The following is a 25314-nucleotide window of genomic DNA, read 5'->3' as shown; positions in this document are numbered from 1 at the left end:
CCTGTTCCGATGATCTGTTAGAACGCTAGTGACAGGAGCGGAAACATGGAACCGGAAAGCAAGCAACGGTCGATGGACTGCAATCACCTGCTGCGCGGTCACCCCGTGGCACTCTGGGTTTTGGACTACGGATTATTCCGGGTCCACGCCAACGCGCGGGAGATCGGGATATGCGGGTTCCTGATCCGCACAAGCGCGGGAGAACTGGTTTTGATCGATACAGGCTTTCCCGCGAAATACGCCCGTGATGCCAAGACGGCGGCGATGGAGGATGGCGTGAACGCGTTCGGCACTGTGTTGCAATGCGCGCCAAACAACCTCCCGTCCGCCCAGTTGGAATTGACGGGTTCGTCGTTGGACGAAATCGACCTAATGATCCAGACCCACACCCATGTTGATCACATCGGTGGTCTTGACGCCTGCCCGCAGGCGCCGATCCTGATGGCACGATCAGAGCGGGCCTTACCAAGGCCGCTCTATTGGGGTGACGTGCAACCAATGGGCTGGCCTGCGCGGGATTATGTGTTGATTGATCAGGATACCGAGATAGCGCCCGGTTTCCAGGTCTTGTCCGTACCAGGGCACACTCCGGGACAGCTGGCGGTGATGCTGAACCTGCCGGAAACCGGGCCTGTTCTGCTGACCTCGGATGCGATCTCGCGACCTGATGAGATCGTCGAAGGATTTGAGGGCGCCAGGGATGCCACTCTGGCGCAAGCCAGTTGCGATCGGCTTGTCGCTTTGTCCACCGAACAAAATGCCTTTTTGATCTATGGGCATTGCCCGGAACAATGGCCCATCCTGAAGAAAGCGCCGGTTCACTACGGTTAGCCTGCACCGGCTGGTGAGAAATCGCAGAGCAAAGTTAACAAATTCGAAAGGGTTGAGGGCACAATAATCACGTATTGTTGCAAATTGTTTCCCGGTTTGGATTTCCTGATATGCAAACGACGCCTCAGCCCCCGCAAAGCTCCTCGAAATCCACCACACCCTATGACCGCGCAGGAATCGCGGAGGCATTTGCGCTTGCCGGTTCACCGCCTCCGTTCGTGTTATGGTGCCCTCATGCAGCAATGGTTGAATGCCGGTCAACGATTGCGTTCCAGAACGCCTGTGACCGGCTTTCAGGAGGTAAGAATGCAATAACCGAGGACGAACTCGACCTGTCCTCGTTCGGGGGCATGAAAGACTGGCTGACGGTATTGCGCCCATCCGGGCGCGAAAGACCCTACCGCTATACACATTTCGGACGGGAGATCACACGGTCTTATGGCCGCGACATGACGGGCAAGACCACTGCAGATTTCCCCGCCCATATCAGCAAGTTCCACACAGCAATCTTTGACGAGGTATGCCGCCGCAAAGAGCGCGCGCTGACCGTGCACCAACCGCCTGATCAGATATTTGTTACCAAATGGCGGCGCCTAATCGTACCGATCGTCGACAAAGCCGGACATGTCACGCAAATTCTGACATCAAACAGACCCGAGAACGAACTGCACGCGGGGCTCGAAATCCTGCCTGCATCGGTTTTGATCGTCGATGCCGATCATGTGGTCCGCTATGCCAACAAGAGCGCGCGCCAAACCTTTGACGCGGGCAACTTCGGGCCGTGGTCACGCACACTGTTTGAGTATGCCGCCCTTGATCTGGAGATTCGCGAGCGACCCGAAGACATCCTTGCCCATGGCCTCACCCAAACCAGCACCTGCCGCCACATCAAACACCAGCGGATTGGCCAGTATCACGCGACGGTCAGCGCCGCGTTATACAAGGGCACAGCGTTTTATGTCGTGCTGCTGCAACCGGCGCGATAGAACGCCTCTCCTAAACGACCGCCACGTCGCACTTTGTAGTCAACGAACCACAAAGACCGAACATTGCGAATGGTTGATGATCCGTGTGGCGTTCGGGCCAAGAAGGTAATCCTTCATGTCGGGCTTGTGGGCACCGATCACGATCAGATCGGTGCCGGCATTCTCCGCTACCAGCAGGATTTCCGTGTACGCCGGACCGGTCGCCACGACGTGACGCACCGATTTGTTGCGTTCTTCGCCAAGTACTGCAATGCACAACTCCTGCAGGTGCTTGGCGGCTTCCTCCTCGGCCTGTTTGTGAAAGTCCGGCTTGAAAAAGCCCGAGACCAGACTGGTGCCGAAATCGGGCAACACCGTGATCACATCAAGTTGGGCGCCATGCATGTCGGCAAGTTGTGCGGCTTCTTTCAGCACACGGCTGTCGACATCGCCGTTGCTGACGTCAACGGCACAGAGAACGGATTTTGTCATGCGGGATCTCCTTGGCGGGATGCGCGCGCGCGCTGAAGGAAGGCGAGCAATCCAAGCAGGATCAGCGCCGGGATAAAGACCAACTCCTTGGGCATTTGATCCGCAGGAACCTGAACTGTCGCCAGTTGCACCGGTGTATCTGCATAGAAATCAAAGCTGCCCAGATCGGAAGAAACCGGCGTGCCGAACATCGGTTCGTCCAGCTTGGCGATACCGTCCTCCTCGAGGATGATCAGACCCATGGCATCCAGCCGCTCCTGTCCGCTTGGCTCTGGGCCAACTTTCAGAAGCATGGTGGTTTCCTTGAGATCACCCGTGTCAAAATCCGGTCCGCTGACCACCACGCGCAGTTCGCGACCTTCGGCGGCGGCATCCAAACGCTCAACCAGGGTGGTCGGTTCGATCTGCTGATACGGAGGTTGGATCCGGTTCATGAAGAAGTCGGGCCGGAACAACGCAAATGCGATCAGGATCAACACGACACTTTCATAGAGGCGGTTCTTGGTCAGGAACCAGCCCATTGTGCCGGCGGTGAAAACCAGGATGGCGATGGTTGCCGTTATGGCGACAAGTATACCCTGCGCCCAGCCGACATCGATCAACAACAAGTCGGTGTTGAAGATGAACACAAACGGCAACGCCACGGTCCGAAGGCTATAGAAGAAGGCAACGAACCCGGTCTTAATGGCATCCCCACCCGACACCGCCGCGGCGGCAAAACTGGCGAGGCCAACAGGTGGCGTAACGTCAGCCATGATCCCGAAGTAGAACACAAACAGATGCACCGCGATCAAGGGCACGATCAGACCCGACTGCGCGCCCAACTCAACCACGACACCTGCCATCAGCGAACTGACCACGATATAGTTGGCCGTGGTGGGCAGCCCCATCCCTAGGATGAGCGACAGCAGGCCGACCATCACCAGCATCAGGATCAGGTTGCCCCCCGACAGGAACTCAACCAGATCAGCCATCACCTGCCCGACACCAGTCAACGTGACGGTCCCGACGATCACACCCGCCGTTGCCGTTGCAAGCGCGATACCAATCATGTTGCGTGCGCCGTCGATCAGGCCCTGCCAGAGATCGCCAACCCCGTTCATGAAGGTTTCCGTCATGTTGGTCTGACCCCGGAAAATCGCCTTGAGCGGTTTCTGGGTCAGCAGGATCACGAACAAGAGCGTGGTTGCCCAGAACGCGGACAGACCGGGGGATTTCTGTTCGATCATCAGGAAGTAGACCAGCACGATGATCGGCAGCAAATAGTAGAGACCGGCGCGGTAGATTTCGCTGACAACCGGAAGTTCGACCACCTCGGCGTTGGGATCATCCGGCACAAGGTCCTCAGTCCCTGAAGCGAGCCAGAGCAGCGCGACATAGGCCACGACCACCAGTGCCGACAGGGTCAATCCGGATGCGCCCGGCATCAGAGCGATGATCGCTTTGACCGGGTATTGCACGCCATAGCAAAGCAACGCAAAGCCGACGAAGAACAACGCCATGCCACCGATGGTCTTGCCCATCGATACGGCGCGGTTACCCAAGGTCGGCATATTGGTTTTGACCGCTTCAAGATGCACGATATAGACCAGCGCGACATAAGAAATCGCGGCGGGCAAGAAGGCGTGCGTGATAACCTCGACATATGAAATGCCGACGTATTCCACCATCAGAAACGCCGCAGCGCCCATGACCGGAGGCATGATCTGACCGTTGACTGAACTCGCCACCTCGACAGCCCCGGCCTTTTCACTGCTAAAGCCGACCCGCTTCATCAGCGGGATGGTGAAGGTACCGGTGGTCACGACGTTGGCGATGGACGAACCAGAGATCAGGCCCGTCGCAGCAGAGCCAACAACAGCAGCCTTGGCCGGACCACCCTTGAGGTGACCAAGCGCGCCAAACGCCATCTTGATAAAATAGTTGCCCGCGCCCGCCTTGTCCAAGAGGGCACCAAAGAGCACGAAGAGAAAGACGAACTTGGTTGAAACCCCAAGCGCGATGCCAAACACGCCCTCGGACGTAATCCACATATGGCTCATCGCCTTTTGCAGGCTGGCGCCTTTCCAGCGAATGACATCAGGCACCCAGGAAGAAGATCCGAAGAACACATAAAGCAGGAAGATCGAAGCGATGATCGCCATGGCCGGACCAAGCGCGCGGCGCGCGCCCTCAAACAGCAACAACAGGCCGACCAGCGCAAACCACTTGTCGGTGTCATCCGCGAGGCCACCGGATTTCACAATCTTTTCGTAAAAGAAATAGCCATACATGGCGATGAACGCGCCAAGGACACCCATGATCCAGTCCTGGATCGGGATATAATGTCGAGGCGAAGATTTCAGCGCGGGATAGGCCATAAAGGCGAGGAACAGGCCAAAGGCCAGATGGATCGAACGGTCATTGTTTATGACTGCGCCCGGCAGCACGAGGTTGGATATCGGCGAAGCCAGCACCACCTGAAACACCGACCAGACGACCGCTACTATGGCGAGAAACGTGCCAATTGCACCCGCAGGATTGCGTGCACCTGCATCACTGGACGAGACCAGTTCCTGCAGTTCTTCTTCGCTTAGAGGGCCCTTGCCCGGCGTGTCTTGCGCCATCATTCACTCTCCCTGATCATCGCATTGGTGCGATTTGTTATCATTCAGTTACAAGAAAACCGGGGGCAGCATGCTGCCCCCGGTCATAGCTGGTTTATTCGATCCAGCCTTTTTCCTTGTAGTACTTGGCCGCACCGGGATGCAGCGGAGCCGAGAGGCCAGCAGTGGCCATTTCTTCAGGCGTCAGGTTTGCAAACGCCGGGTGCAGTTTCTTGAAGTCATCAAAATTGTCAAAGACCGAAGAAACCACCGCGTAAACCGCATCATCCGAGACGTTCGCAGAGGTTACGAAAGTCGCACCAACACCGAAGGTGGTGACATCTTCGTCGGTGCCACGATACATGCCGCCGGGAATGGTTGCCGTCCGGTAGTAGCTGTTGTCGGCGATCAGCTTGTCGATGGCTTCACCGGTGACGTTCACCAGAACGCTGTCACAGGCGGTCGAGGCTTCCTGAATCGAGCCCGACGGGTGGCCAACGGTATAGATCATCGCATCGATCTGGTTGTCGCACAGGGCTGCGGCCTGTTCGGCGGCCTTCAGCTCTGTCGCCAGTGCCAGGTCGTCAATCGACCAGCCCATTGCGTCCAGCACGACTTCGGTTGTTCCGCGCGCGCCCGAACCGGGGTTGCCGATGTTCACCCGCTTACCTTTGAGATCCTCAAAGCTCGAGATGCCGGCATCGGCGCGGGCCACCACGGTAAAGGGTTCCGGGTGTACCGAGAACACCGCGCGCAGCTCTTCCATTGGGCCGTCGGCTTCGAAGTTTTCGGACGTCCCGTTAAAGGCATGATACTGCCAGTCGGACTGCGCCACACCAAATTCAAGCTCGCCTGCGCGGATTGTCTTGATGTTGTAGACCGAACCACCGGTCGATTCGACCGAGCAGCGAATGCCATGCTCTTTGCGGCCTTTGTTCACCAGACGGCAGATCGCGCCACCTGTCGGATAGTATACACCGGTCACGCCGCCCGTGCCGATGGTGATGAATTCTTCTGCCATGGCCGCTGGTGCCATGAATGCCGCTGTGACCAACGCGCCCAGCGACAGCTTTGTTTGATATCTCATCCAGTTTCTCCCGTGTCATATTCTTGCTCAGACGAAGGTAAAGGCGGAGATGGTTCCATATTCAGGCGACAATAGGCCTGACCGATTTTCTCAAACTATCAGTTGTTTATACGGCACCCAATCACCCCTCCCCAAGTCTCGGACCGTTCCACCGGTCGCTCTCGTTGTCAAGTCTGCTGCACAAACCGGAGTGGTAGAGCAGACAGCGGCAACACTTGCTGCTCGGGAAATCGGCTGACGAGACCGGTATTCTACCGCTTCTCATTTTCTGCGTTCGGCAAGTTCGGAAAGAATCTGGTCTCTGTGCTGATCGCGCTTGGGTACCGGCGGCGGGGACCAGTCCGCGGCCCCGGCAAAACGCGGCGCGGGCGCAGCTTGGAGTGTACCGCCCTTGTCGTGCCATGTCTTGCGAGCGGCGTTGATCGGATGTTGCAGCGATTGTTCCGGGGTCAGCACGGGTGCAACGCAGGCGTCAGTGCCATCAAAGACGCTTTGCCACTCTGCCTGCGAACGACCCAGAAACAGCGCCTCCAGCCGTGCAGTCAAGGCAGGCCACCTTTCTCGGTCAAACTGGTTTGCAAATTCCGAATCATCCGCCAGTCCAAGCAGTTCGATAAAGATTGAATAGAATTTGGGTTCCAGACACTGAACGCTCATGTACCGGCCATCCGAGGTTTCATAAGTCCGGCTCCAATGCGGCCCATCTAGCAGGCTCTGACCCCGTTCCGAGGAAAACCCGCCCGATTGCGCGAGGGTCATCAACAGGTTCATCATGTTCGCGGCACCATCATAAATCGCCGCATCCACAACCGTACCCTGCCCGGTCGCACGAGCATTCAGAATGCCGGCCAATAGTCCCACCACAAGATAAAGCGCGCCGCCGCCAATATCCCCGACCAGAGTCGGCGGCACGATCGGTGGTTGTCCGACCGGCGAAGCGTGCCAGAGGGCACCCGCAAGCCCGATATAGTTCATGTCATGCCCGGCCCGATCTGACAGCGGACCCTCCTGCCCCCAACCGGTCATCCGACCAAACACCAGCGCCGGATTGACCGCGTGACAGTCCGCAGGTCCCAGACCCAAACGCTCCATCACCCCGGGCCGAAATCCTTCGATCAACGCATCCGCAGTTGCGATAAGATGCAGAGCCGTTTCGCGGTCTTTCGGTGATTTAAGGTCAAGCGTGATCGAACGCTTTCCACGATCCAGAATCGGCGCATCCGGCATTCCCGGCGCCGGTTCGCCCGCGGCACGGTGCACGACGATGACATCCGCCCCCAGATCTGCCAGCATCATCCCGGCGAATGGCCCGGGGCCAAGTCCTTCGATTTCGACAACTCGAATTCCGTTCAGCATCCTACCCCACTCCATTTGGAACGTCGTCTTTGATCCTGACAGATCAACTGCCGATCCGCATCGACCGAATTGCGCCGGTTCATGGAACATCTGCCAGCATGCCGGAAGCACCCAAACATCAGCGCGCATAAGTTGCAACAAGTCAGGAAAACACTACGTTGCGCCATTCTGCCCGCTTCGCTAGTCTCTTTCTTGTCCATTATGATTTAATGCGGCATTCCGCTGAAGAAGTTTGACAAGTATATGAATTTGAGTGTTTTTGGTAGGGCTCCTACCTGATGCCGAGGTGTAGGAATATGTTCAGGCGCATCGCGCAAAAATACAATCCGGCAACTGCATCGCATTGCACCTGCAGCGTATTGGCATTGACCCTGTTCGTGGGCGCGATACCCCAGACAACATGGGCGCAGGATGATGTTCCATTTGATGCGACTGCCGACACAGTGTTTGACATCATACAGGACAGCGACCCATCGACATTTGTCTGTCTGTCCTACGAAGGCCGCACCACGCGTCAGATGTGGGACAAGCGGCAGGACGATGAATTCGATCTCGAAGTGTTCCTGTTCACGGCCCACTTCAGCGACATGCCACCGATTGATATCATCCTGAACCCCGAGTTTGAAACACCAGAGGCCGCTCGCGCAGAAGCCGACAAATACACCCACCGGCTGGGTCGAGTGCCGTTGGTGTTTCGACATGGCATTCGCCAGCTGGGCGTACACAAGGGCGACAAAGGGTTTCACGCGGGAACTGGTAAGGTGTTTGTCTATTCTGACATGTCCGACCGGCGGATCTCGGAAAACCATCTTGAGGAATCTTTGCTCCACGAAGGCGTACATGCGACCCTTGATGATCAATACCGGTTGTCTCCCGAATGGATCGCAGCACAAGAACAAGATGGCCGGTTCCTGACGCGCTACGCCGCCAGCCGCCCCGAACGCGAAGACTTGGCGGAAACCGCGCTTTTTGCCTATTCATTGTTGCGCCATCCCGGTCGTATACCGCCCGCCGACAGCGCCGCCATTGCCCGGATCGCGCCAGCACGTATTGCCGTGGTCGAGAGTATACTGAACACGACAGTCGAAGTATCACCACCAACACCTCCACCCGGAGGATGCGAGTGACTTCGGAGATTTATTGATTTCATTCAACCATTAAAGCGGTCGCAGGTGATGCTGCCCGCCAGGAAAAAAGTCCAGGAGACAGATATGACCAGAACAATTGCACAGATTAAGGCCCAGGGCGGCGAGGACGAACTGCGCCGCGATGACTATTTCCCGACATTGGTCTATTCCACCAAGCTGCATGATGCAGAGTCGATGAACAAGGAAATCCTGACCGCGATCCTCGCCGAACGCGACAAGGACTCAAAAGGGATCGAACGCTCCAACTATCGCTCTCTCGGTGGTTGGCACAGCCACAACAACCTGCACAAGGACGCCAAGTTCAGCCGCCTGACCAAGCGCATCAACTCCATGTTGGCAGGTATCAGCGAGAACCTGGGCTATGATACCGGCCGCGATCTCAAGGTTTCGACAATGTGGTCGATCACCAATCCGCCGCTCAGCTCGAACCGTGCCCATATCCACCCCGGCGCACTGTGGAGCGGTGTTTATTACGTGCAGGCGCCCGAAGGCGCCGGGGCGATTGATTTTGTTGACCCGCGCACCGTGACGATCATGAACAGCCCGACGTTCATCCCTAAAAAGCGCCGCAAAACCGAATGCTGGAGCAAGGTCAAGGTCAAGCCCGTACCCGGCAAGATGTTGTTCTTCCCCAGCTGGCTGTATCACGCGGTTGACCCGAACCTCGCGCAGGGCGATGGCCCCGAGTCCGAACGGATCATCATCAGCTTCAATGTCAACCAGTTCAAGAAACCCAGCAAGAAATAATCCGGTTCAAGATTTAGAAAACGGCCTCGGAGAAATCCGGGGCCGTTTTCATGTGTTAGATAGGCCGCCCGTAATCGGTTGGGCCGCTATTTGGCCAATGCCATCAAGCGTCGGTTGGCGATCTGAGACAGGGCCACGGTGGATTTGGCGATGCTGAGCAGGACAACCACGGGCGCGACCGAGAATAGCGATGTCGACACCAGCGAGTCCGACAGCGTGATCGACATCTTCTGAAAGCCGGCCGCAATCGGAAAGGCGTAGGAGGCAAAGATGATGAGGAATGCGATGCCCATGCCCAGATCCTGTGTCAGCCGAAACCGCGCGTGGGTTTCGCGCACTTTGCCCTGCATATCGCCATAGCGACGCAGTCTGTCACGCAGCACCTCTTTTTTTGCGGTTCTGAGCGCGACCGGCGCAAGGTGATCGTTTGAGGCCCGAAACGACAGAAACGTCTTTTCAAGCCTGGTTTCGGCGCGATCATAAGCCACGCCAAGTGCACGCAGAATGCCGCGATCCCCAATGGTCAGCGTCACGATGATCAACGCGACGATCACTCCGATGACGACCAGCGGCGAGATGAAATAGACAAAGCACAGCAAGAGCAGAAACCCGAATATGACGGCCTCTTCCTCGCGCTTGCGATCGTTTTCACGCAGGATCGTCGTTACATTGTTGACCGTCAGTGGCGCATGCTGGGCGGGGCGATACTCGAACTGAAACTGTTCACGGACGCGTATCAGCCCTTCTTCGCTCAGCGTCTTGCAGCGAGCCCGCAGCCCGACAGCGATCAGCCCGACCCCTGCTGCCAACGCAAAGATCAATAAGAACGGTTCGATCGCGCGGATTTCCACACCCCGTCGGACCGCGTAGAACAATATGATGATCGACATGACCGACAGGATTTTCGAGATCAGCCGATAGGCTTTCATCTCGCGCTGTTCGCGTTGCAGCAACGCGTTCAGCCGGTTGGTCAGGCCGGGAACGTCAGAGATGTTGCCCAGAACAACACCGCGCAATTCGATAATCGCACAGCCGCTTTCCCGATCCGGAACTGGAAACCTCTGCACCGTCCGCCATTCACCTGTGGCGGAATGCCAGCGCGCCAGCTCTCCCTGCCCGTCCTGCCGCAGCAACCGAAGGGCATAGCCCGCGCGCGGCGCTTCGTCCGGATCATCGGTCACCGACCATTGCGCCGCCGTGATGCTGCTGCCCTTGGGATCGGAAAAGAACACATCCATCGGCAATGGCGCCAGCTCGGGGGGAACGGTCGCCTCGCGGTAGGGCCAGATATCACCAAGGATCGGATAGGTCATGCTCATGTCTCAGGCCGCCTCTACCAGTGTCAGTCGCCGCATTGTCAGATGCCCGGCGCGGTCAATGCCAGACGCCTTGAGCCGGGATTGCAGGTCCTTGAGCGCAAGTCGTTCTCGGAAATCCCAGAACACCGGGAAATCACCGGGCGCACAGCTGTGCAGATCCCGCAACAACGTATCCTCAAGCCCCCTGTCGAGAATTGCGCGGGTATTTTGGGGCACCGGAAGCGTGCTGCCAGCGCGCGCTTCGCGGGCGATCATCAGGTGTTCGAAATCGGCAAGTGTCGCGTCTTGGCCCGGACCAAAGATGCGCACCGCTCCGATATGATCGAGGCGCTCGTCTGCAGGAAGATTTTCCAGCGTAAGACGGACGATATCGGCCATGATCAACCGTTGTTCGCGCACGGTCAGATCGGGCTGCTGCAGGCTGCGGGTCAAGGGCGTGATGCCTTCGATCCTGGTCAGACCGCCCGCATGTTGCACCTTGAGATCAACCTGCCCCACAACCCGCTGCCGGCGCAGAGGAACCTCGCTGGCGGTCAGTTCGGACACCGGCTTGCGGGCGGAAAGACCCGGCGCGATTGTCATCACGCGGCGGAAATCAAGTGGTACGATCTGCATCGCCGCAAGGATCCAGAACATCAGCGCCACCGGCGGCAAAGCACCGACAAGAACTGTCAATCCAGCGGTTCCGATCACTGTCCATTTTGCAATCTCGCCAAAGAGATCCGGAGCAGACAGGGAATTGAGGATATCAACGCCCAGCCCAAGCTTGCTGTAACGCCCAATGCCCTTGCGAATGGACCGCCGACAAACCTTGACCCCATCAAGTTGGACGACAACGAGCAGGAGACCGAACAGAAGGAGATGTGCCAACGCGAGATACGGGCTGAGAAAGCAGAGGAGTGCCGGCACGGCAAGAAACGAGCCGAGGGCCGCGGGCACTTGGGAACGCTGCGGGATTGCGACGCTGAGGCCGCGGCGCAAGGCGCTCGAAACCTCTTGTTCAGGGCGGCCTCGAAAGCCGCTAAGGTCCCGGCCCCGCACAGCCGTGCGCAGGACACCGCGCCACAACCGGTTCTGATTGCGGCGAATCCAGCCATCTTCACCCTCGAATTTCACCTGATGCGCCACGAGCAGCAACACGCCGCACACCCCGATCAGACCAAAGGCCATCAGCAGCGACGGGAAACTGGCCTGGTTCAGTACGAGATAAAGCACCGCGACAAGGCAAAGCAGGATCGCACATTCCAGCAACCGGGTTGCAAAACCGACGATGAACAACGCCGCAGGTTCAACGCTCCACCGTTTCGCGCCACCCACGGGTGTCGATCGCTGTTGCCGCGCGGGCAAGGTGCTGGCATCCGATGGTTTCTGAACCTCAAGCAGGTTGCCGGAATAAAGACTTTCGAAATCGGCAGTCGGGTAAAATACCGGCCCCATCGCCGGATCAAACACCAGCACTCCGTTCGCTCCCGTGCGCAACAGAACGACGTAATGCTGTTGTTGCATATGCAAGATTGCCCTGCCCTTAACCTTGCGCAGGCTCTTGGCGGGCACTTTGAGCGCCTTGGCGACAAAGCCGTGACGGTCCTGAAAATAAAGGCGCAGGGATTCAAGGCTTGTGCCGGTTCGGTCGGGGTCCATGTCTTCGACCGCCTGCACCGCATCTGCTGAACGACGCAACAGGTTCAAGAGCGTGAGCGCGCTGGCCACCCCGCAATCGGTACGCCCGGTTTGCAGGACAAAGGCCCGGCGTCTGGTCAGAAGGGTCCAGACAGAGGCGATCCAAAAGAGGCTAGATTGCAGCATTTCGAGCCAACAGGAAACTGAACAGGGACTGCCGCGCCAGCGGGAAGCTGAGATGCACGACAGCGCCGGGGAGATGGTCGATCTGCTGAGCAGAGCTGTCGCTCACCCCAACAACGACCTGTGAAAGAACACCACGTTTGATGATCTTCGAGGCCAGCGAGGCATTGCCAAGCCGGATGCCAAGTTCTTTGGTATCCACGGTCGAAAAGTCCCGATCAAGCAGGACGGCGTCAAACAGGATGTCAGACCCTGTACGCGTATCGCTGATCGAACCGCGCACAGCTTGACCAGGACGCAACACAACGGCATGTCGGTTTTCAAGGAAGCCAACGATTTCATGCGCTTCGGCCCGATCGCTCGCTGGATCTCCAACTTTTGGCAAGTTGACCACTGTCGTAACCAGCACAGGCAAATCATTGTCGGTACGGGCTTTTGTCGACGACACCGTCAAACGCGATTTCAATGGTTCGGCGAATTCGGCAAAAACAGACATCAGATCAACGGACCCGGCGGTCTGCCGATCAAGGCGGACATCACGGATGGCGATCCCGGAATCGACCAAGACATTTTTGATCGCGTCCTGATCAGCGGGAAGCGGCAAGGTAATCTCTTGATCACCGTATTGCAGCTGGATCGAACCCGTATCCGGCGTGCCATATATCAGCATGAACAGGCCAGAGACCTGTTTTCCCGTGGCAAGCAGGCGCAAGGCATCGCTCTTATCCACATCCGCGCGGCTGGCCTGGAGCGTACGCATGTCCAGCGATACGCCATCCGAAATCGCCACTTGTGGCACGACCGCCTTGGCGAGATAGCGGGCCTCGGCCTCGGATCTTGTGGTCTGGCGCAGCACTTCCAGCTCGCGCATCTGCATTTTGAGATTGTCGAGCCGTTCAGTCAGAATTTCAACTTCGGCCCTGTCGATCGAGTTGTCATATTTCAGATCGTTCAGGGTCTTGACCATGTCTAGAACCATCTTGTCCGACGAAAACTTGGTGCCTTTACTTGTGATCACCGCCAGACGATCGCCCTGAATGTCATCCATCATCGACGCCAGTTTCTGTGCCGGCAGCGCCGACACTTCGCCCGAGCGTTTTACGAGATCTTCAAGACGGGCGATTTGTTCCAGACGCGCTTCGTTCAACTGATCGATGTCGGTCACGTTGTCCTGGTTGAAGGATTTCAGGGCCGTCAGAACATCGTCGGTGTTCTCCTGAAGCTTGGTTCGGGCCGCCAGCCGTTCGGTCGTCGCCACCAATTTCGCACGGTCACGGCCCAGATCGACTTCGAGCTTTGAGACCCGCTCCAGATGATCGCTTTCGATCTTGGCCAGCTCTCGCCGCATCGTCCCTTCCAGCAACGCATTGTTCGCCACAGCCGTACGGTCAACCACAGCGGTCACAATCTGTCCCGGCAGGAAACGCCCATCCTGTGACGGATAATGCACGACGACACCCGGATCGGTTGCGCGAATGGTGCGCACGCCTCCGGGGTTCACGACCAGCCCAAAACCGTCAACTGAGAAGGAGACCGGAACGTAGAAAACGCCGAGCGCGGCCAACAGGAGCCCGACTGAAACAGAGAATAGTTTCATGGCCTTAACTCCTCATCCTAATGAATCGAATCAGCGCGAGATCGCCGGTCACTTCTTGCGAGGGACATATGACAGGCACACGCTGGGCCATCACAACGCCTCCGGGTCGAGTTTCTTGGTGTGATAATCCGCAATGACCGAGCGCAGAATTGCCATCAGCGTCATGATGTCGGTTTCAATTTCGACAGCCGGCGGGGCCTCTGGCTCGTCGACAGCGCGCACACCATCGACATCAATCAACAGCGAGCGTCGGATGCGCCCATCCACAAGGAACGCCACATGCCAGCTGTCGCGGCCGGTCTTGGCGACGTTCTCCGCATAAAAAAAGCGTGGAAGCAACTCGGCAATCATCAGGTCGAGCTTCTCGGGGGTCGTCAATGCATTGAACTTCACGCGCTCGTTGATCTCGCGGTCAAAGGCGTTGGCGGCATCCAGAGCGGGACGAAAACAGGCCGCGACCCTGCCGCCGTCTGGGTCCATTTGCAAAGTCGCCCGTCCCGCCGCGATCGCCTTGCTCAGCGACATGGATTTTACCGCGTATCCTGATGCCTGATCGATGAACTGCATTGCCGTAGCCTTTGTCTGTGCCTGGGTAGCGTTGCATTAAATTCAGAAGTTCCAGTGACCTGAACGTCAGAACTGAAACTTAAAATGCAGGGCCAGTGCCGGTCCTGCATCGTGAGCCGGGGTCGCCATGTCGGCGGGTCCGGCCAAGACGGAACTGCTCGCAGGGAACAGGTCCGATGGGCATAAGAGCATCTGCGTCTGGTGACGCAGGGCGATGATGTCGTTTGCAAAGATCATCGCCCTGCGCCCTATTCGCTAAGCTGCTCTCTTAGAGCCCTGCGTCGAGGTCATCCAGACCACCTGCAAGGTCGGCACCAAACAGGTCATCGGCATCATCGCCGCCACCGGAGGCGCCACCCGCATCGACGGCACAGGCATCTGTGCCACAGGCGTCGGTTTCATCCGAACCGCCGTCCGCGCCGCAGGAGAACCCGGCAGCTGCCGCTGGCACACCTTCGTCGCCTTCGTCACCTTCGTCATTCGGGGTGAACTCATCGCCTTCGTTACCTTCGTCGACGCCACCTTCGTTTCCTTCGTCGTGTTCGTTGCCTTCGTTGCCTTCGTTGCCTTCGTCCTGACCGGCAGCGATACCTTCGTCGCCTTCGTTGCCTTCATTCCCTTCATTGCCTTCATCGGCGCCGGGCTCGTCGCCCTCGTCGCCTTCATCGCCTTCGTTGTCTTCGTTGCCTTCGTCCTGACCGGCAGCGATACCTTCGTCGCCCTCGTTTCCTTCGTTTCCTTCGTTGCCCTCGTCGTCGGGGCTGCCGTCTTCGTTGCCTTCATTGCCTTCGTCGAGGCCACCTTCGTTGCCCTCGTCGTTTTCGTTTCCTTCATTGCCCTCGTTCCCTTCGTCGGCGCCAGGCTCGTCGCCTTCATCGCCTTCATCGCCTTCATTGCCCTCGTTGCCTTCGTCAACGCCGCCTTCGTTGCCTTCGTCGTGCTCGTTGCCTTCGTTGCCTTCGTTGCCTTCATCCTGACCGGCAGCGATGCCTTCGTCGCCTTCGTTGCCTTCGTTGTCTTCGTTGCCCTCGTCATCCATGACGTTCTCGTTGCCTTCGTCGCCTTCATCGTTGGGCGTGGCATCCTCGTCGCCTTCGTTCCCTTCGTCGCCCTCGTTGTTTTCGTTGGCTTCGTCGCCTTCGTCGCCTTCGTCACTTTCGTCGCCTTCATCGCCTTCGTCGTCTTCGTTGCCTTCGTCGTTTTCGTCGTCCTCGTCGCCTTCGTCGCCTTCGTTGTTCTCGTCGCCTTCGTTGTTCTCGTTGTCTTCGTTGTTCTCGTCGAATTCGTCGCCCTCGTTGCCTTCGTCGCCTTCGTCGCCCTCGTTGCCTTCTTGCAGCGTTCCGGTGTTTTCGTTGCCTTCGTCGCCTTCGTTGCCTTCATCGTTCTGGCCGATGATCACGGGCTCGTTACCCTCGTTGCCTTCATCACCCTGGTTGTCTTCGTCGCCTTCGTTGCCTTCGTTGCCTTCATCACTTTCATCACCTTCATTGCCCGAGAACAGGCCTTCGTCGCCCTCGTTGCTTTCGTTGTTTTCATTGCCTTCGTTGTTTTCAAAGCCTTCGTCGAGTTCGTTGCCTTCGTTGCCCTCGTTGTTTTCGTCGCCTTCGTCGCCTTCGTTATTGCCGAATACATTTGGGTCTACGAGAACCTCGTTAAACTCGTCGCCTTCGTCACCTTCGTTGCCTTCATCGTTTTCGACGTTCTCGTTGTTTTCGTCGCCTTCGTTGTTTTCGTCGTTTTCGTTGCCTTCATCGCTTTCGTCGTCTTCGTCGCCTTCATCTTCGAAATCAAACAGGCTCTCGTCGCCTTCGTCGTCTTCGTTACCTTCGTCGCCTTCGCCGCCTTCGTTGCCTTCGTTGCCTTCGTTGTCTTCGTTGCCCTCGTTGTTTTCGTCGCCTTCGTCACCTTCAAAGCCGTCGCCGATCAGATCGTCGACAACGAATGTACCTGCTTCGTTTCCTTCGTTGCCTTCGTTATTCTCGTCGTTTTCGTCGCCTTCTATGCCTTCGTTGCCTTCGTTGTTTTCGTTGCCTTCGTCGTTTTCAAACCCTTCGTCGTTTTCATCGCCTTCGTCGTTCTCGTTACCTTCGTCGCTTTCATTGTCTTCGTCGTCTTCGTTGCCTTCGGCGCCTTCGTTGCCCTCGTCTCCTTCGTTGTTTTCGTTGCCTTCGTCGCCGTCGTTGTTTTCGTCGTTTTCGTCGTCTTCGTTGCCTTCGTCGTTCTCGTTGTTCTCGTCTTCCTCAAAACCTTCGTTGTTCTCGTCGCCCTCGTCGCCTTCTCCGCCTTCGTTGCCTTCGTTGCCCTCGTCGTCTTCGTTACCTTCGTCTTCGAAATCGAAAGCGCTTTCATTGCCTTCGTTGTCTTCGTCGCCCTCGTCGTTTTCGTCGCCTTCGTTGTTTTCGTTGCCTTCGTTGTTTTCGTCGCCCTCGTCTTCCTCGTTGCCTTCGTTGCTTTCGTCGCCTTCGTTGCCTTCGTCGTCCTCGTCGTTGGCGACAGTTTCTTCGTCGCCTTCGGTGCCTTCGTTGCCTTCGTCGCCTTCGTCGTCGGAGGCTACTGTTTCGCCGCCCTCATCGCCTTCACTGCCTTCGTTGTCTTCGTCGTCTTCGTTTCCTTCGTCGTTCTCATCACCTTCGTCTTCTTCGTCGCCTTCGTTACCTTCGTCGTTCTCGTCCGATTCGTTGTCTTCGTTGTTCTCATTGAACTCGTCGTTCTCATCGCCTTCGTCGCCCTCGTCGGCTTCATTGCCCTCGTCGTCTTCGTTGTTTTCATCGCCTTCGTCGTTTTCGTTGCCTTCGTCGTTTTCGTCGCCCTCGTCGTCTTCGTCGGATTCGTCGGCTTCGTCGCCCTCATTACCGGAATTCTCGGACTGCTCGGGATCAGGAATCGGCATACCGCCAGTAATGGCGGCAGCGTCCAAAGCTGTCATTTCGATGATTTCCTCGGCCTCGGCATCAAGGGTGGCTGTTGAGGTACGCAGAATTGCGAAAAGGTTCATTGCTAGTTCTCCAAAGTCAATTATTGAAACAACCCGCGGGTTGCTCCCTGTCTGTCAGGCCGAAAACTGGCCCGACCTATTACTTGTCGTAAACGCCTTAGGCGTCTGCCCTCAGCGCGTGATGAACCGCGCCAACGGAATCCAGCGTGTGCCGGTTGCCCGTCAGCAATCCATCGTCGTTGACCGTTGGACTGTTTTTCTGATGCCAGTCGTCATCTGTGACGAACCCCCGCGCTTTCGCACGAAGAAACAGTTGCTCGGCCATATTAAATTTCAAACTCGGGCAAGGCAGTTTTCCCGCCTCTCCCGACGCATAATCATTGTGTACAAATTTGAAGGCACAGGCGCCGCCACAGGAGGGCAGCAACTTGCAGCTTCCACAAACTTCGTTCTCAAAAGGAGACCAGTTGTTCCACATGGCCTCGGTTCCCGCGTCCTTCTTGCGTGTGTTCCCCATCACGCTGCCAACCCGCAGGGTGGAATCCATCACCGTGTCCCAGCATTTGTGAAGGTCGCCGTTTGGCACCACGACATAGCTGTTGGGTTTGACTGCCGTACACATACCCAGGAATCTCGGCACGCGGGGCATCGCCATCAGCCCTTTTTCGAAGGCCAGCGCCTGCAACCGGTTTTCCACATCTGCATAGTCAGTCTTGGACAGGCAGCTGTCGCACCCGCTGGCGTTTTCGGCGACGCTTTCGACCGGTGCAAAATAGACCGAGACACCTGTCTTGATGCTCAGCCCGTTCTGGTTCAGCACATCTAGCACCGCGCGGGCCTCGCGTTCGTTCTGACCATCAATGTTCACCCGGACCGACACCGTCAGCAGCTTGCGCGCGGTGACGGCCTTGATGTTGTCGATGATCTTCTGGAATGTCCCGCGCCCGCTGGTCAGGTGGCGGCGGCTGTCATGTGCGGCTTCATCCCCGTCAATGGTGATCTGCACCCGCGTCACCCGCGCCTTTTGCAATTTTTCCGCTACTGGCACAGTCATCTTGTAGCCGTTGGAGATCATCATCGAGCTGTATTTGATACCATTCTCATCGCAATGCTTGATCGCTTCGGCGGAAATGTCCCAGATCGCTTCCTGATCCATCAACGGTTCGCCGCCATACCAGGTCATATGAAAGCTCTTCTTGCCCTGGAGACGATCCAGCACAAACGCCTTGGTCGCCGCGCGCACCTTTGGAGTCATCTTGGTCAGCGGCTTGTCGAGGCCCTGAAAACAATAGTGGCAGCCAAAATTACAGGACAGCGTCGGCGCGATGGTCAACATCATGTGCCCATCGTTGTGACGCACTCGGTCATAACTGGCCCGCAGAACCGCAAGCTCGTCGGCATCCGCATTCAGCACATAACCGCCCTGAACGAACCCGCGATAGATCGGTAAAAATGCCATCGACCCTGCAACTGTCAGATCATTCCACAACGCCATATCTTCGGCATCCCAGATCGAAAACGACTGCGACACGGTATTATATGCCAGATGCCGATCGCCTTTCAGAGGGATCAGGATGGTATAGCGCGAAGGCTTGATACTTGTCGTTGCGTCTTGCGGCGTTTCGTTCTGGAATTGACCATCAGGCATAACGTGCCTCCCTTGAGGACGTGGCAAACAGCATGAAGACCAATAACGACAAGGCTGCCGATGCCGAGATAAAATAGATCGAATAGGACCAGAGCTGACTCTGGGCCAGTCCAAGCGACAGGACCTCGCCCAACAGGATCAAAGTTGCTCCGTGAAGCGCGGCCACGACCCAGATGTTAGTCCCGATCAGACGCAGCGTCAGGTAATAGATTCCTGACCCTGCCGCGATCAGGGCCGCTGGCAGGCCCGCAGGGACATAGAAAATGAATATGGCCAGTGCCGAGATAACGTAGACTGGAAAGATGTCGCGACCGAACGCCTTGATCACCGCCTCACGGAAAAACAGACCCTCAGCGATGACAACCAACACGACTTGCGCCAGCAGCGTTTGGATCAGAGTCGCCGGTACAATCGGTTTTAGGTTGATCTGAACTAGGGCAAACCCATACGCCAGCGGCACGATCCAGAGCAACGGACCAAGGAACACTCCCAGTGCAGTACGCGGCCATGACCAATTCAGGCGTTCGCTTCCATACAGGGGGTCTTTGGGGCAGTGCATGGTCGTTATTAAGTCACTTCGCAGAAGAAGCAGGGCGCATATCGCCAGCGCGCCGTAAATAATGATGGGCGTATCAGAAGGATTAAGCCCGAAAACGCCATGTCGAAGAGTCTCGGACACCCCGACAAATATGAAAAAAATTATGGCATATGCGACTTGCACAACTGCCTCCGGTACAAAAAATACTCATTCAAAACAGGCATAGGATGCGAGACGCATTCATGATTCGTAAAGTCTTTTCTGGATTTTGCATGCCAGATGTCAACATATGTTCATGTTTTATGGGTTTGCCAGACCGGCCAAACACGACACACGTGCACATGTATGACTGCCTCCATCCTATGCTGAAACCAACCCATCGCGATACAATCCGGACCGCGTGCAACTGACACAAGTCGGCGCAAACCTACGGTCAAAATGGTCTGGCTGCACCCGTCGCCTGAAGGTTTGACGCAACATTGATAAGCTGCATGTCGCCAAGCCCTTTGATCGCCACCGTCCCGATATCGCTTATCTGAAACTCGTCAATCAACGCATACTTCATCTCTTCGGGTGCCGCGATATTGCCCGGATTGGCAAAAATCTGAAGCCGGGACGCCATGTTCACCGCAGGCCCAAAAACATCATAGACATATTTCTGGATGCCAACGACCGAACCGACCGCCGCACCTGTGCCAAGACCGATCCGCGCGTTCCATTTGTGTTGGTGGCTTTCGTTGCGACGGTTCAGATACCGCTGAAACCGAACGGCACAATGCGCAACTGCTGTGGCATGGTCTGGCGTCGCATCCGGCATGCCGGACACGGCAAGATAGGCATCACCGATGGTCTTGATCCGTTCGCAACCGTATTGTTCGACGATACGATCAAAAGCAGTAAAGATATCGTTCAGTTCGCCAAGCGTGACCGTCGGATCGGTCTTGGCGGCGAAATCCGTGAAGTTCACAAAGTCCAGCATCACAACCGAAACCTCGGGGTATAGCTGTGGGGTGACGACGCCAAATGTCTTGAACTCTTCATAAACCGCGCGCGGCATAACGTTCAGCAGCAACCGCTCTACCCGCTCTTTTTCTCGCTCCAGTTCGCGGGTGTTGCGTTCGACCATGGTTGAATAACTGTCGATCATGCTTTCGAGTTCACGGATGCGCGTGATGTTTTGGCATTCCACCACCAAGAGCGGTGCATCCTGCGAGGTCGCCAGTGATATCGTCACCGCAATGACAAGGGTGCGGCGTTTCGGTTTGATCTGAACTTCGCCTACAAAACGGACACCGGTCTCAAGAACTCCGGAAACTGCGTCCGGGTCGAGCCCCTCCAGCAAATCCGTCAGCGTTGTGTCCACCCCGCTACCGAACCATTCGGTGAAGGACTCGTTCTGAAAGATCATCTGCATATCCGTGGCGCGGATGATCGCCACGCCGACCCCTATGGCCCTCAGCAGGTTTTCATTGATGGTTGAAATGCTCATGCGGCTTCGCGTGCCACGATGATCGATCGCTTGCCTTCGACGGCTGCCAAGGTCAGCAGAATGTCATCTTTGGATATCCGGTGTTCGCTCAGCGCCTCGCTCAGAATGGTGACCACCTCGTCAAAATCCGCATGGGAAATCTTGAGATGCCGGTGCACGGCCTCAAGACGGTCATCGCTAATCGACGCCGGTCCGCCCATCAACGAGGCAATAAATTTGGTCTGATGGTCGATCAGACGCGCCATGTCGATGTTGTCAAAATGATCTCCGATCTGATCGGAATCCAGCACCATTTCGTAGAACGTCATGATGATGCGGCTCACAGTCTTGAACCCGCCATATTTCTCGAAAAGCGACTGAGGCATGCGATTTCCGTCTATTCTTCCCTGAAAATACCGCCAGCCTACGCTGAAATCGCAACAAATCCAGACTTTTCCGAATATCCTCTCCCGCGGCTCTACTTGACGCGACGCGCGCTCGCACAAAAAAAGGCCGCGCAATATGCGCGACCTTTTCGATTCTGTATGGCGTTTGCCGTTTAACGCTTGGAGAACTGGAAGCTCTTGCGGGCCTTGGCCTTGCCGTATTTCTTACGTTCCACCACGCGGCTGTCGCGTGTCAGGAAGCCGGCAGCTTTCAGAGCGCCGCGCAAGCTGGGATCATAGAGCTGCAGTGCCTTGGAGATGCCGTGCTTGACCGCGCCGGCCTGACCGGAGAGGCCACCGCCTTTGACGGTTGCGTTGACATCGAACTGGTCTTCGACACCGGCAATCGTGAACGGCTGGCGCAGGATCATCTGCAGCACAGGGCGTGCGAAATAGCTGTTCAGTTCCTTGCCATTGACGACAACCTTGCCCGAGCCGGGCTTGATCCAAACACGGGCAACCGCATCTTTCCGTTTGCCGGTGGCATAGGAACGACCCAGTTCGTCACGAACGGGTTCGCGCGAAATGGTTTCGACAGCCGGAGCTGCTTCGAGTCCGGCGACCTGGTTCAGGTCTTCGAGTGTGTTGATTTCTTCAGACATGACTCATCAGCTCCGGGTGTTTTTCTTGTTCATGGATTTGACATCCAGAACTTCGGGGCTTTGCGCCTCGTGGGGGTGATCGGTGCCTGCATAGACGCGCAGGTTGGTCATGACCTGACGGCTCAGACGGTTGCCCGGCAGCATGCGCTTGACGGCCTGTGTGACAACACGCTCAGGATGCGCACCATCAAGGATCTGCTGCTTGGTGCGGCTCTTGATCCCACCGGGGTGGCCAGTGTGCCAGTAGAAATGCTCGTCGCGTTTCTTGCCGGTCATCTGTACCTTGTCGGCGTTGATGACTATGACATTGTCGCCCATATCCATATGCGGAGTAAAAGACGCTTTGTGCTTGCCGCGCAGGCGCACGGCGATGATCGACGCAAGACGGCCCAGAACAACGCCCTCGGCGTCGATCAGGATCCACTTCTTGTCGATATCTGCTGGTGTGGCAGAGAAGGTGTTCATGGCAGGGGTTTCCTGTTTGACGTGAAAAGCGGGCGCAACGCGCACCCGCCTGAATTCGATGGACGGGGTTTACGGCCAGACAGCGCGTGGGTCAAGACTCATCTACCCGATATAAATATGCGAAATCAAAGTGTTACAAATTAGGTATCTAAATACCCCAAAAATCAGGGGAGATACAGACCTATAAATGCGAAGCCCGCTGATTGACCGCAAATTTCATCTGCGCCAGAGGCGGAACACTATCAACAAAACGGCTCGGTCTGGATCATGCCAGTCCGAGCCGCGACATTCTTTTGTTGGCTGTCTCTAAAGATCAGGCGGCACGCCGATTGCGCAGCCGACGCAGCGCCGCAATTCCGCCGACAGCGGTCAGCAACATTGGCAATCCGGCAGGCAATGGAACCGGACTAACCGGTGCGGCCTGCTGGGGCAGACCCACAAAGTTCTGGCGGTGGATTTGCGCGTTCAAGACCACATTGTTGGCAAACAACGTGCCTTCGATGGCACCACCGCCAACGCGGACATCCGCATCCGACGCAAGGATCGAACCGACAAAACCACTGTTGAAAGAGATATTCGTCGCTTCGTGGAAGTTCCACAGAACCTGCTGACCATATGCATCTGGTGCATTGCTGTTTGTGAACCCGCCGGTCGCGCCGGCCACGTTGATAACGATGATTCCATCAGAGTTGCCCGAAAAGTCAAAGCCGATGTCGCTCACATTATAACCCGAGTTGCTGTAAAGCTGGGTCCAGTCCACGTCAAATACGGTCATGTCATCGGCGTTAGCTGCGAAAGTCAGCCTTTGGCCAACCATGTACTCGGACCCTGTTTCGATCAGTTCCGACAGGTCTCGCGACAGGTCATCCAGAACCGCGCCAAAGTTCTCTGGGGCATTGACTGGCGAGCCAGTGGTTAGTGTTCCACCCTGCATATCGGTCGAACCGGACACGCTGCCGACGCTGGCGTCGCCGCTGTTGCCGACACGCAGCAGACCACCGACGTTCCCCTCAATCACAACCGCGTCGTAGTCAGACTCGGACACCCCGCCGCCGGAAGAGAGGTTGCGGTGGGTTTCCAGGTTACCTGATTGCATATCGCCACCGATCAGAACTCGACCCTCTACGCTCGAGGTGGCGTTGGTCACATCCCCTTTGACGATTAGGTTGAACTGATTGAGCAGCTGGCTCGCATCAAGCGTCGCGGCAGATCCGGCAGTGGCCAGTGAGACAGTGGCCGCAGAAGCGAGCAATAGTATTGTTTTCATCGGTTACTCTTTGACTGGTATAAACATTTAAGCTGCACGACCACCAAGCTTTGGTCGTTCTACCGGCGCATTAAGAGTCCGAATATGTCCATTTCAAGACGAGCCACCCGACAAGGAATGTGACGTAGCGTCCTTATCCACCAAAAGCCGCGATTCCTGATGTGCTATGCCTGTTTAGGCGGAATCGAGTAGGTCAGGCTTGCACGTGCAACCGGGTTCTCCGACCCTTCGGAGTAAATCAGCACATCGGTGATCGCCAGCGCCTTGCCCAGTTTGAGCAGCCTGCCCTTTGCAATCAGATCGACCCCGGCCTTGGGCTTGCGCATGAAATCCATCGATATGTTGGTGGTCACCGCCAGCGCCTCTTTCCCGATCGGGGCCATGGTCGCGACATAGGCGGTGACATCCGCAAGTGCGAACATCGACGGTCCCGAGACCGTGCCACCAGGACGCAAGTGGCGCTCGGCCGTGAAAAGCCGCATGGTCACGGTTTCCCCATCCAGATGATCAATGGCAAAGTCGTCTTTGACCTGAGGAAACACCTCTTTCAGGAAATCCATCATTTCTGATGCGGTGAATTTTGGCTGCATGCTTTCCTCCGGCGCGTTTGGCGCATAACGTCGCCGCAAACATGTGCGAGGGCAAGATGACAATATTGGAACGTAGCGACACCGGTGCCGTGGCGCATCTGAAAATGAACGCACCCGAACGGCTCAACGCGCTGTCCGATGAGATGATCGCTGCGCTGCAGGTCGAATTTGACGCGCTGAGAGAAGACAGCAGCGTGCGGGCCGTGGTGGTCTCGGGCGCGGGCAAGGCGTTTTGCGCTGGCCACGATCTCAAACAGATGACCGCCGGGCGCCAGAGCGAAGACGGAGGGCGTTCCTATTTCTCCGGTCTGTTCAGCCGCTGCGCCGCCATGATGCTGAGCATCCGGTCCCTGCCCCAGCCCGTAATCGCCCAGGCGCACGGCATCGCCACCGCTGCGGGCTGCCAATTGGTGGCCTCATGCGATCTGGCCATCGCGGCGGAAGACACGCGATTCGGCGTCAACGGGGTCAATATCGGGCTGTTCTGTTCGACACCGATGGTGGCGCTGTCGCGCAATATCCCACGCAAGCAAGCGTTTGAAATGCTGACAACCGGCCAATTCATCGACGCCCCCCGTGCCGAGACCCTCGGTCTGATCAATAGATCGGTTCCCGCCGACCAGTTGGCCAGCGAAACCGCCGATCTTGCCAATACGCTCGCGGCCAAACTCGGTTCGGCCGTCAAGATCGGCAAGCGCGCATTTTATGAGCAGATCGAGCAGCCGCTGGAACAGGCCTATGCCTATACCGGTGACGTGATGGTCCAGAACATGATGATTCGCGACACCGAAGAGGGAATCGCGGCCTTTATCGACAAGCGCGCGCCGGATTGGGATCAGTAGCCTCAGCAGAAACGAC

General features: G+C 56.9%; 23 protein-coding genes. 5 read left to right on the top strand and 18 right to left on the bottom strand.

Annotated elements, in window-relative coordinates:
• Positions 1-45 precede the first annotated feature (45 nt).
• Both ABJO75_RS25620 and ABJO75_RS25615 read left to right on the top strand, forming a co-directional pair.
• Entirely contained in the window at positions 46-831 is a 786-nt protein-coding gene (locus ABJO75_RS25620; RefSeq protein WP_348125217.1) for an N-acyl homoserine lactonase family protein, read from the top strand.
• 110 nt (positions 832-941) lie between these two features.
• Positions 942-1817, top strand: coding sequence for a hypothetical protein (locus tag ABJO75_RS25615; RefSeq protein ID WP_348125215.1), 876 nt, complete (start codon positions 942-944; stop codon positions 1815-1817).
• Positions 1818-1856: 39 nt separating this feature from the next.
• On the opposite strand, the gene ABJO75_RS25610 is transcribed toward ABJO75_RS25615, so the two are convergent.
• The 4 genes from ABJO75_RS25610 to ABJO75_RS25595 all read right to left on the bottom strand — a co-directional run bounded on the left by ABJO75_RS25610 (position 1857) and on the right by ABJO75_RS25595 (position 7316).
• The gene (locus ABJO75_RS25610; RefSeq protein ID WP_348125213.1) at positions 1857-2288 is read right to left on the bottom strand and encodes a universal stress protein; all 432 of its coding nucleotides are present in this window, start codon (positions 2286-2288) and stop codon (positions 1857-1859) included.
• Complete coding sequence (locus ABJO75_RS25605) at positions 2285-4894, bottom strand: TRAP transporter permease (protein WP_348125689.1); 2610 nt, start codon at positions 4892-4894, stop codon at positions 2285-2287. The genes ABJO75_RS25610 and ABJO75_RS25605 overlap by 4 nt, the downstream gene beginning before the upstream one ends.
• A gap of 94 nt (positions 4895-4988) precedes the next feature.
• On the bottom strand, positions 4989-5960 hold the full coding sequence (locus ABJO75_RS25600) for a TAXI family TRAP transporter solute-binding subunit (protein WP_348125211.1): 972 nt from the start codon (positions 5958-5960) through the stop codon (positions 4989-4991).
• 261 nt (positions 5961-6221) lie between these two features.
• Positions 6222-7316 carry a CaiB/BaiF CoA-transferase family protein gene (locus tag ABJO75_RS25595; protein ID WP_348125209.1) on the bottom strand — a complete coding sequence of 365 codons (1095 nt, stop codon included), beginning with the start codon at positions 7314-7316 and terminating at the stop codon, positions 6222-6224.
• Between the two features lie 296 nt (positions 7317-7612).
• On the opposite strand from ABJO75_RS25595, the gene ABJO75_RS25590 reads away from it, so the two are divergent.
• Together ABJO75_RS25590 and ABJO75_RS25585 are read left to right on the top strand one after the other, a co-directional pair.
• Entirely contained in the window at positions 7613-8443 is an 831-nt protein-coding gene (locus tag ABJO75_RS25590; protein ID WP_348125208.1) for a hypothetical protein, read from the top strand.
• 84 nt (positions 8444-8527) lie between these two features.
• A complete protein-coding gene (locus tag ABJO75_RS25585; RefSeq protein ID WP_348125206.1) occupies positions 8528-9211 on the top strand; it encodes a TIGR02466 family protein in 684 nt (227 codons plus the stop codon).
• A gap of 86 nt (positions 9212-9297) precedes the next feature.
• Here the strand turns inward: ABJO75_RS25585 and ABJO75_RS25580 are convergent, their stop codons facing one another.
• The 14 genes from ABJO75_RS25580 to ABJO75_RS25515 form a co-directional block, all read right to left on the bottom strand.
• Positions 9298-10530 carry a hypothetical protein gene (locus ABJO75_RS25580; protein WP_348125204.1) on the bottom strand — a complete coding sequence of 411 codons (1233 nt, stop codon included), beginning with the start codon at positions 10528-10530 and terminating at the stop codon, positions 9298-9300.
• A 3-nt stretch (positions 10531-10533) separates the two neighbouring features.
• The gene (locus tag ABJO75_RS25575) at positions 10534-12336 is read right to left on the bottom strand and encodes a cysteine peptidase family C39 domain-containing protein (protein ID WP_348125202.1); all 1803 of its coding nucleotides are present in this window, start codon (positions 12334-12336) and stop codon (positions 10534-10536) included.
• Entirely contained in the window at positions 12323-13930 is a 1608-nt protein-coding gene (locus ABJO75_RS25570) for a hypothetical protein (RefSeq protein WP_348125201.1), read from the bottom strand. The genes ABJO75_RS25575 and ABJO75_RS25570 overlap by 14 nt, the downstream gene beginning before the upstream one ends.
• Before the next feature lie 90 nt (positions 13931-14020).
• Positions 14021-14497 (bottom strand): hypothetical protein, encoded by a 477-nt coding sequence (locus ABJO75_RS25565; protein WP_348125199.1) that lies wholly within the window; start codon positions 14495-14497, stop codon positions 14021-14023.
• A 66-nt stretch (positions 14498-14563) separates the two neighbouring features.
• Positions 14564-14734 carry a hypothetical protein gene (locus ABJO75_RS25560; RefSeq protein ID WP_348125197.1) on the bottom strand — a complete coding sequence of 57 codons (171 nt, stop codon included), beginning with the start codon at positions 14732-14734 and terminating at the stop codon, positions 14564-14566.
• A 31-nt stretch (positions 14735-14765) separates the two neighbouring features.
• The gene (locus tag ABJO75_RS25555) at positions 14766-17492 is read right to left on the bottom strand and encodes a hypothetical protein (RefSeq protein ID WP_348432639.1); all 2727 of its coding nucleotides are present in this window, start codon (positions 17490-17492) and stop codon (positions 14766-14768) included.
• Between the two features lie 97 nt (positions 17493-17589).
• A complete protein-coding gene (locus ABJO75_RS25550; RefSeq protein WP_348125194.1) occupies positions 17590-19080 on the bottom strand; it encodes a radical SAM protein in 1491 nt (496 codons plus the stop codon).
• Positions 19073-19639: a CPBP family glutamic-type intramembrane protease gene (locus tag ABJO75_RS25545; RefSeq protein WP_348125192.1), complete on the bottom strand. Its 567-nt coding sequence runs from the start codon at positions 19637-19639 to the stop codon at positions 19073-19075. The genes ABJO75_RS25550 and ABJO75_RS25545 overlap by 8 nt, the downstream gene beginning before the upstream one ends.
• A 412-nt stretch (positions 19640-20051) precedes the next feature.
• Positions 20052-21107, bottom strand: a complete 1056-nt coding sequence (locus tag ABJO75_RS25540) for an adenylate/guanylate cyclase domain-containing protein (protein WP_348125190.1) — start codon at positions 21105-21107, stop codon at positions 20052-20054.
• Entirely contained in the window at positions 21104-21472 is a 369-nt protein-coding gene (locus ABJO75_RS25535; protein WP_348125188.1) for a group 1 truncated hemoglobin, read from the bottom strand. The genes ABJO75_RS25540 and ABJO75_RS25535 overlap by 4 nt, the downstream gene beginning before the upstream one ends.
• 173 nt (positions 21473-21645) lie before the next feature.
• Positions 21646-22134, bottom strand: a complete 489-nt coding sequence (rpsI, locus tag ABJO75_RS25530; RefSeq protein WP_348125186.1) for a 30S ribosomal protein S9 — start codon at positions 22132-22134, stop codon at positions 21646-21648.
• Positions 22135-22140: 6 nt separating this feature from the next.
• On the bottom strand, positions 22141-22599 hold the full coding sequence (gene rplM, locus ABJO75_RS25525; protein ID WP_348125184.1) for a 50S ribosomal protein L13: 459 nt from the start codon (positions 22597-22599) through the stop codon (positions 22141-22143).
• 313 nt (positions 22600-22912) lie between these two features.
• Positions 22913-23866, bottom strand: a complete 954-nt coding sequence (locus ABJO75_RS25520; RefSeq protein ID WP_348125183.1) for a choice-of-anchor A family protein — start codon at positions 23864-23866, stop codon at positions 22913-22915.
• 164 nt (positions 23867-24030) lie between these two features.
• A complete protein-coding gene (locus ABJO75_RS25515) occupies positions 24031-24456 on the bottom strand; it encodes a PaaI family thioesterase (RefSeq protein ID WP_348125181.1) in 426 nt (141 codons plus the stop codon).
• A 56-nt stretch (positions 24457-24512) separates the two neighbouring features.
• On the opposite strand from ABJO75_RS25515, the gene ABJO75_RS25510 reads away from it, so the two are divergent.
• A complete protein-coding gene (locus tag ABJO75_RS25510) occupies positions 24513-25298 on the top strand; it encodes an enoyl-CoA hydratase (protein WP_348125179.1) in 786 nt (261 codons plus the stop codon).
• Positions 25299-25314 lie beyond the last annotated feature (16 nt).

Source organism: Sedimentitalea sp., from assembly GCF_039973035.1.
Classification (GTDB): Bacteria; Pseudomonadota; Alphaproteobacteria; order Rhodobacterales; family Rhodobacteraceae; genus Sedimentitalea.
Note: the sequence above shows the minus strand (reverse complement) of the source record. Positions and strands in the feature narration are given on the sequence as shown.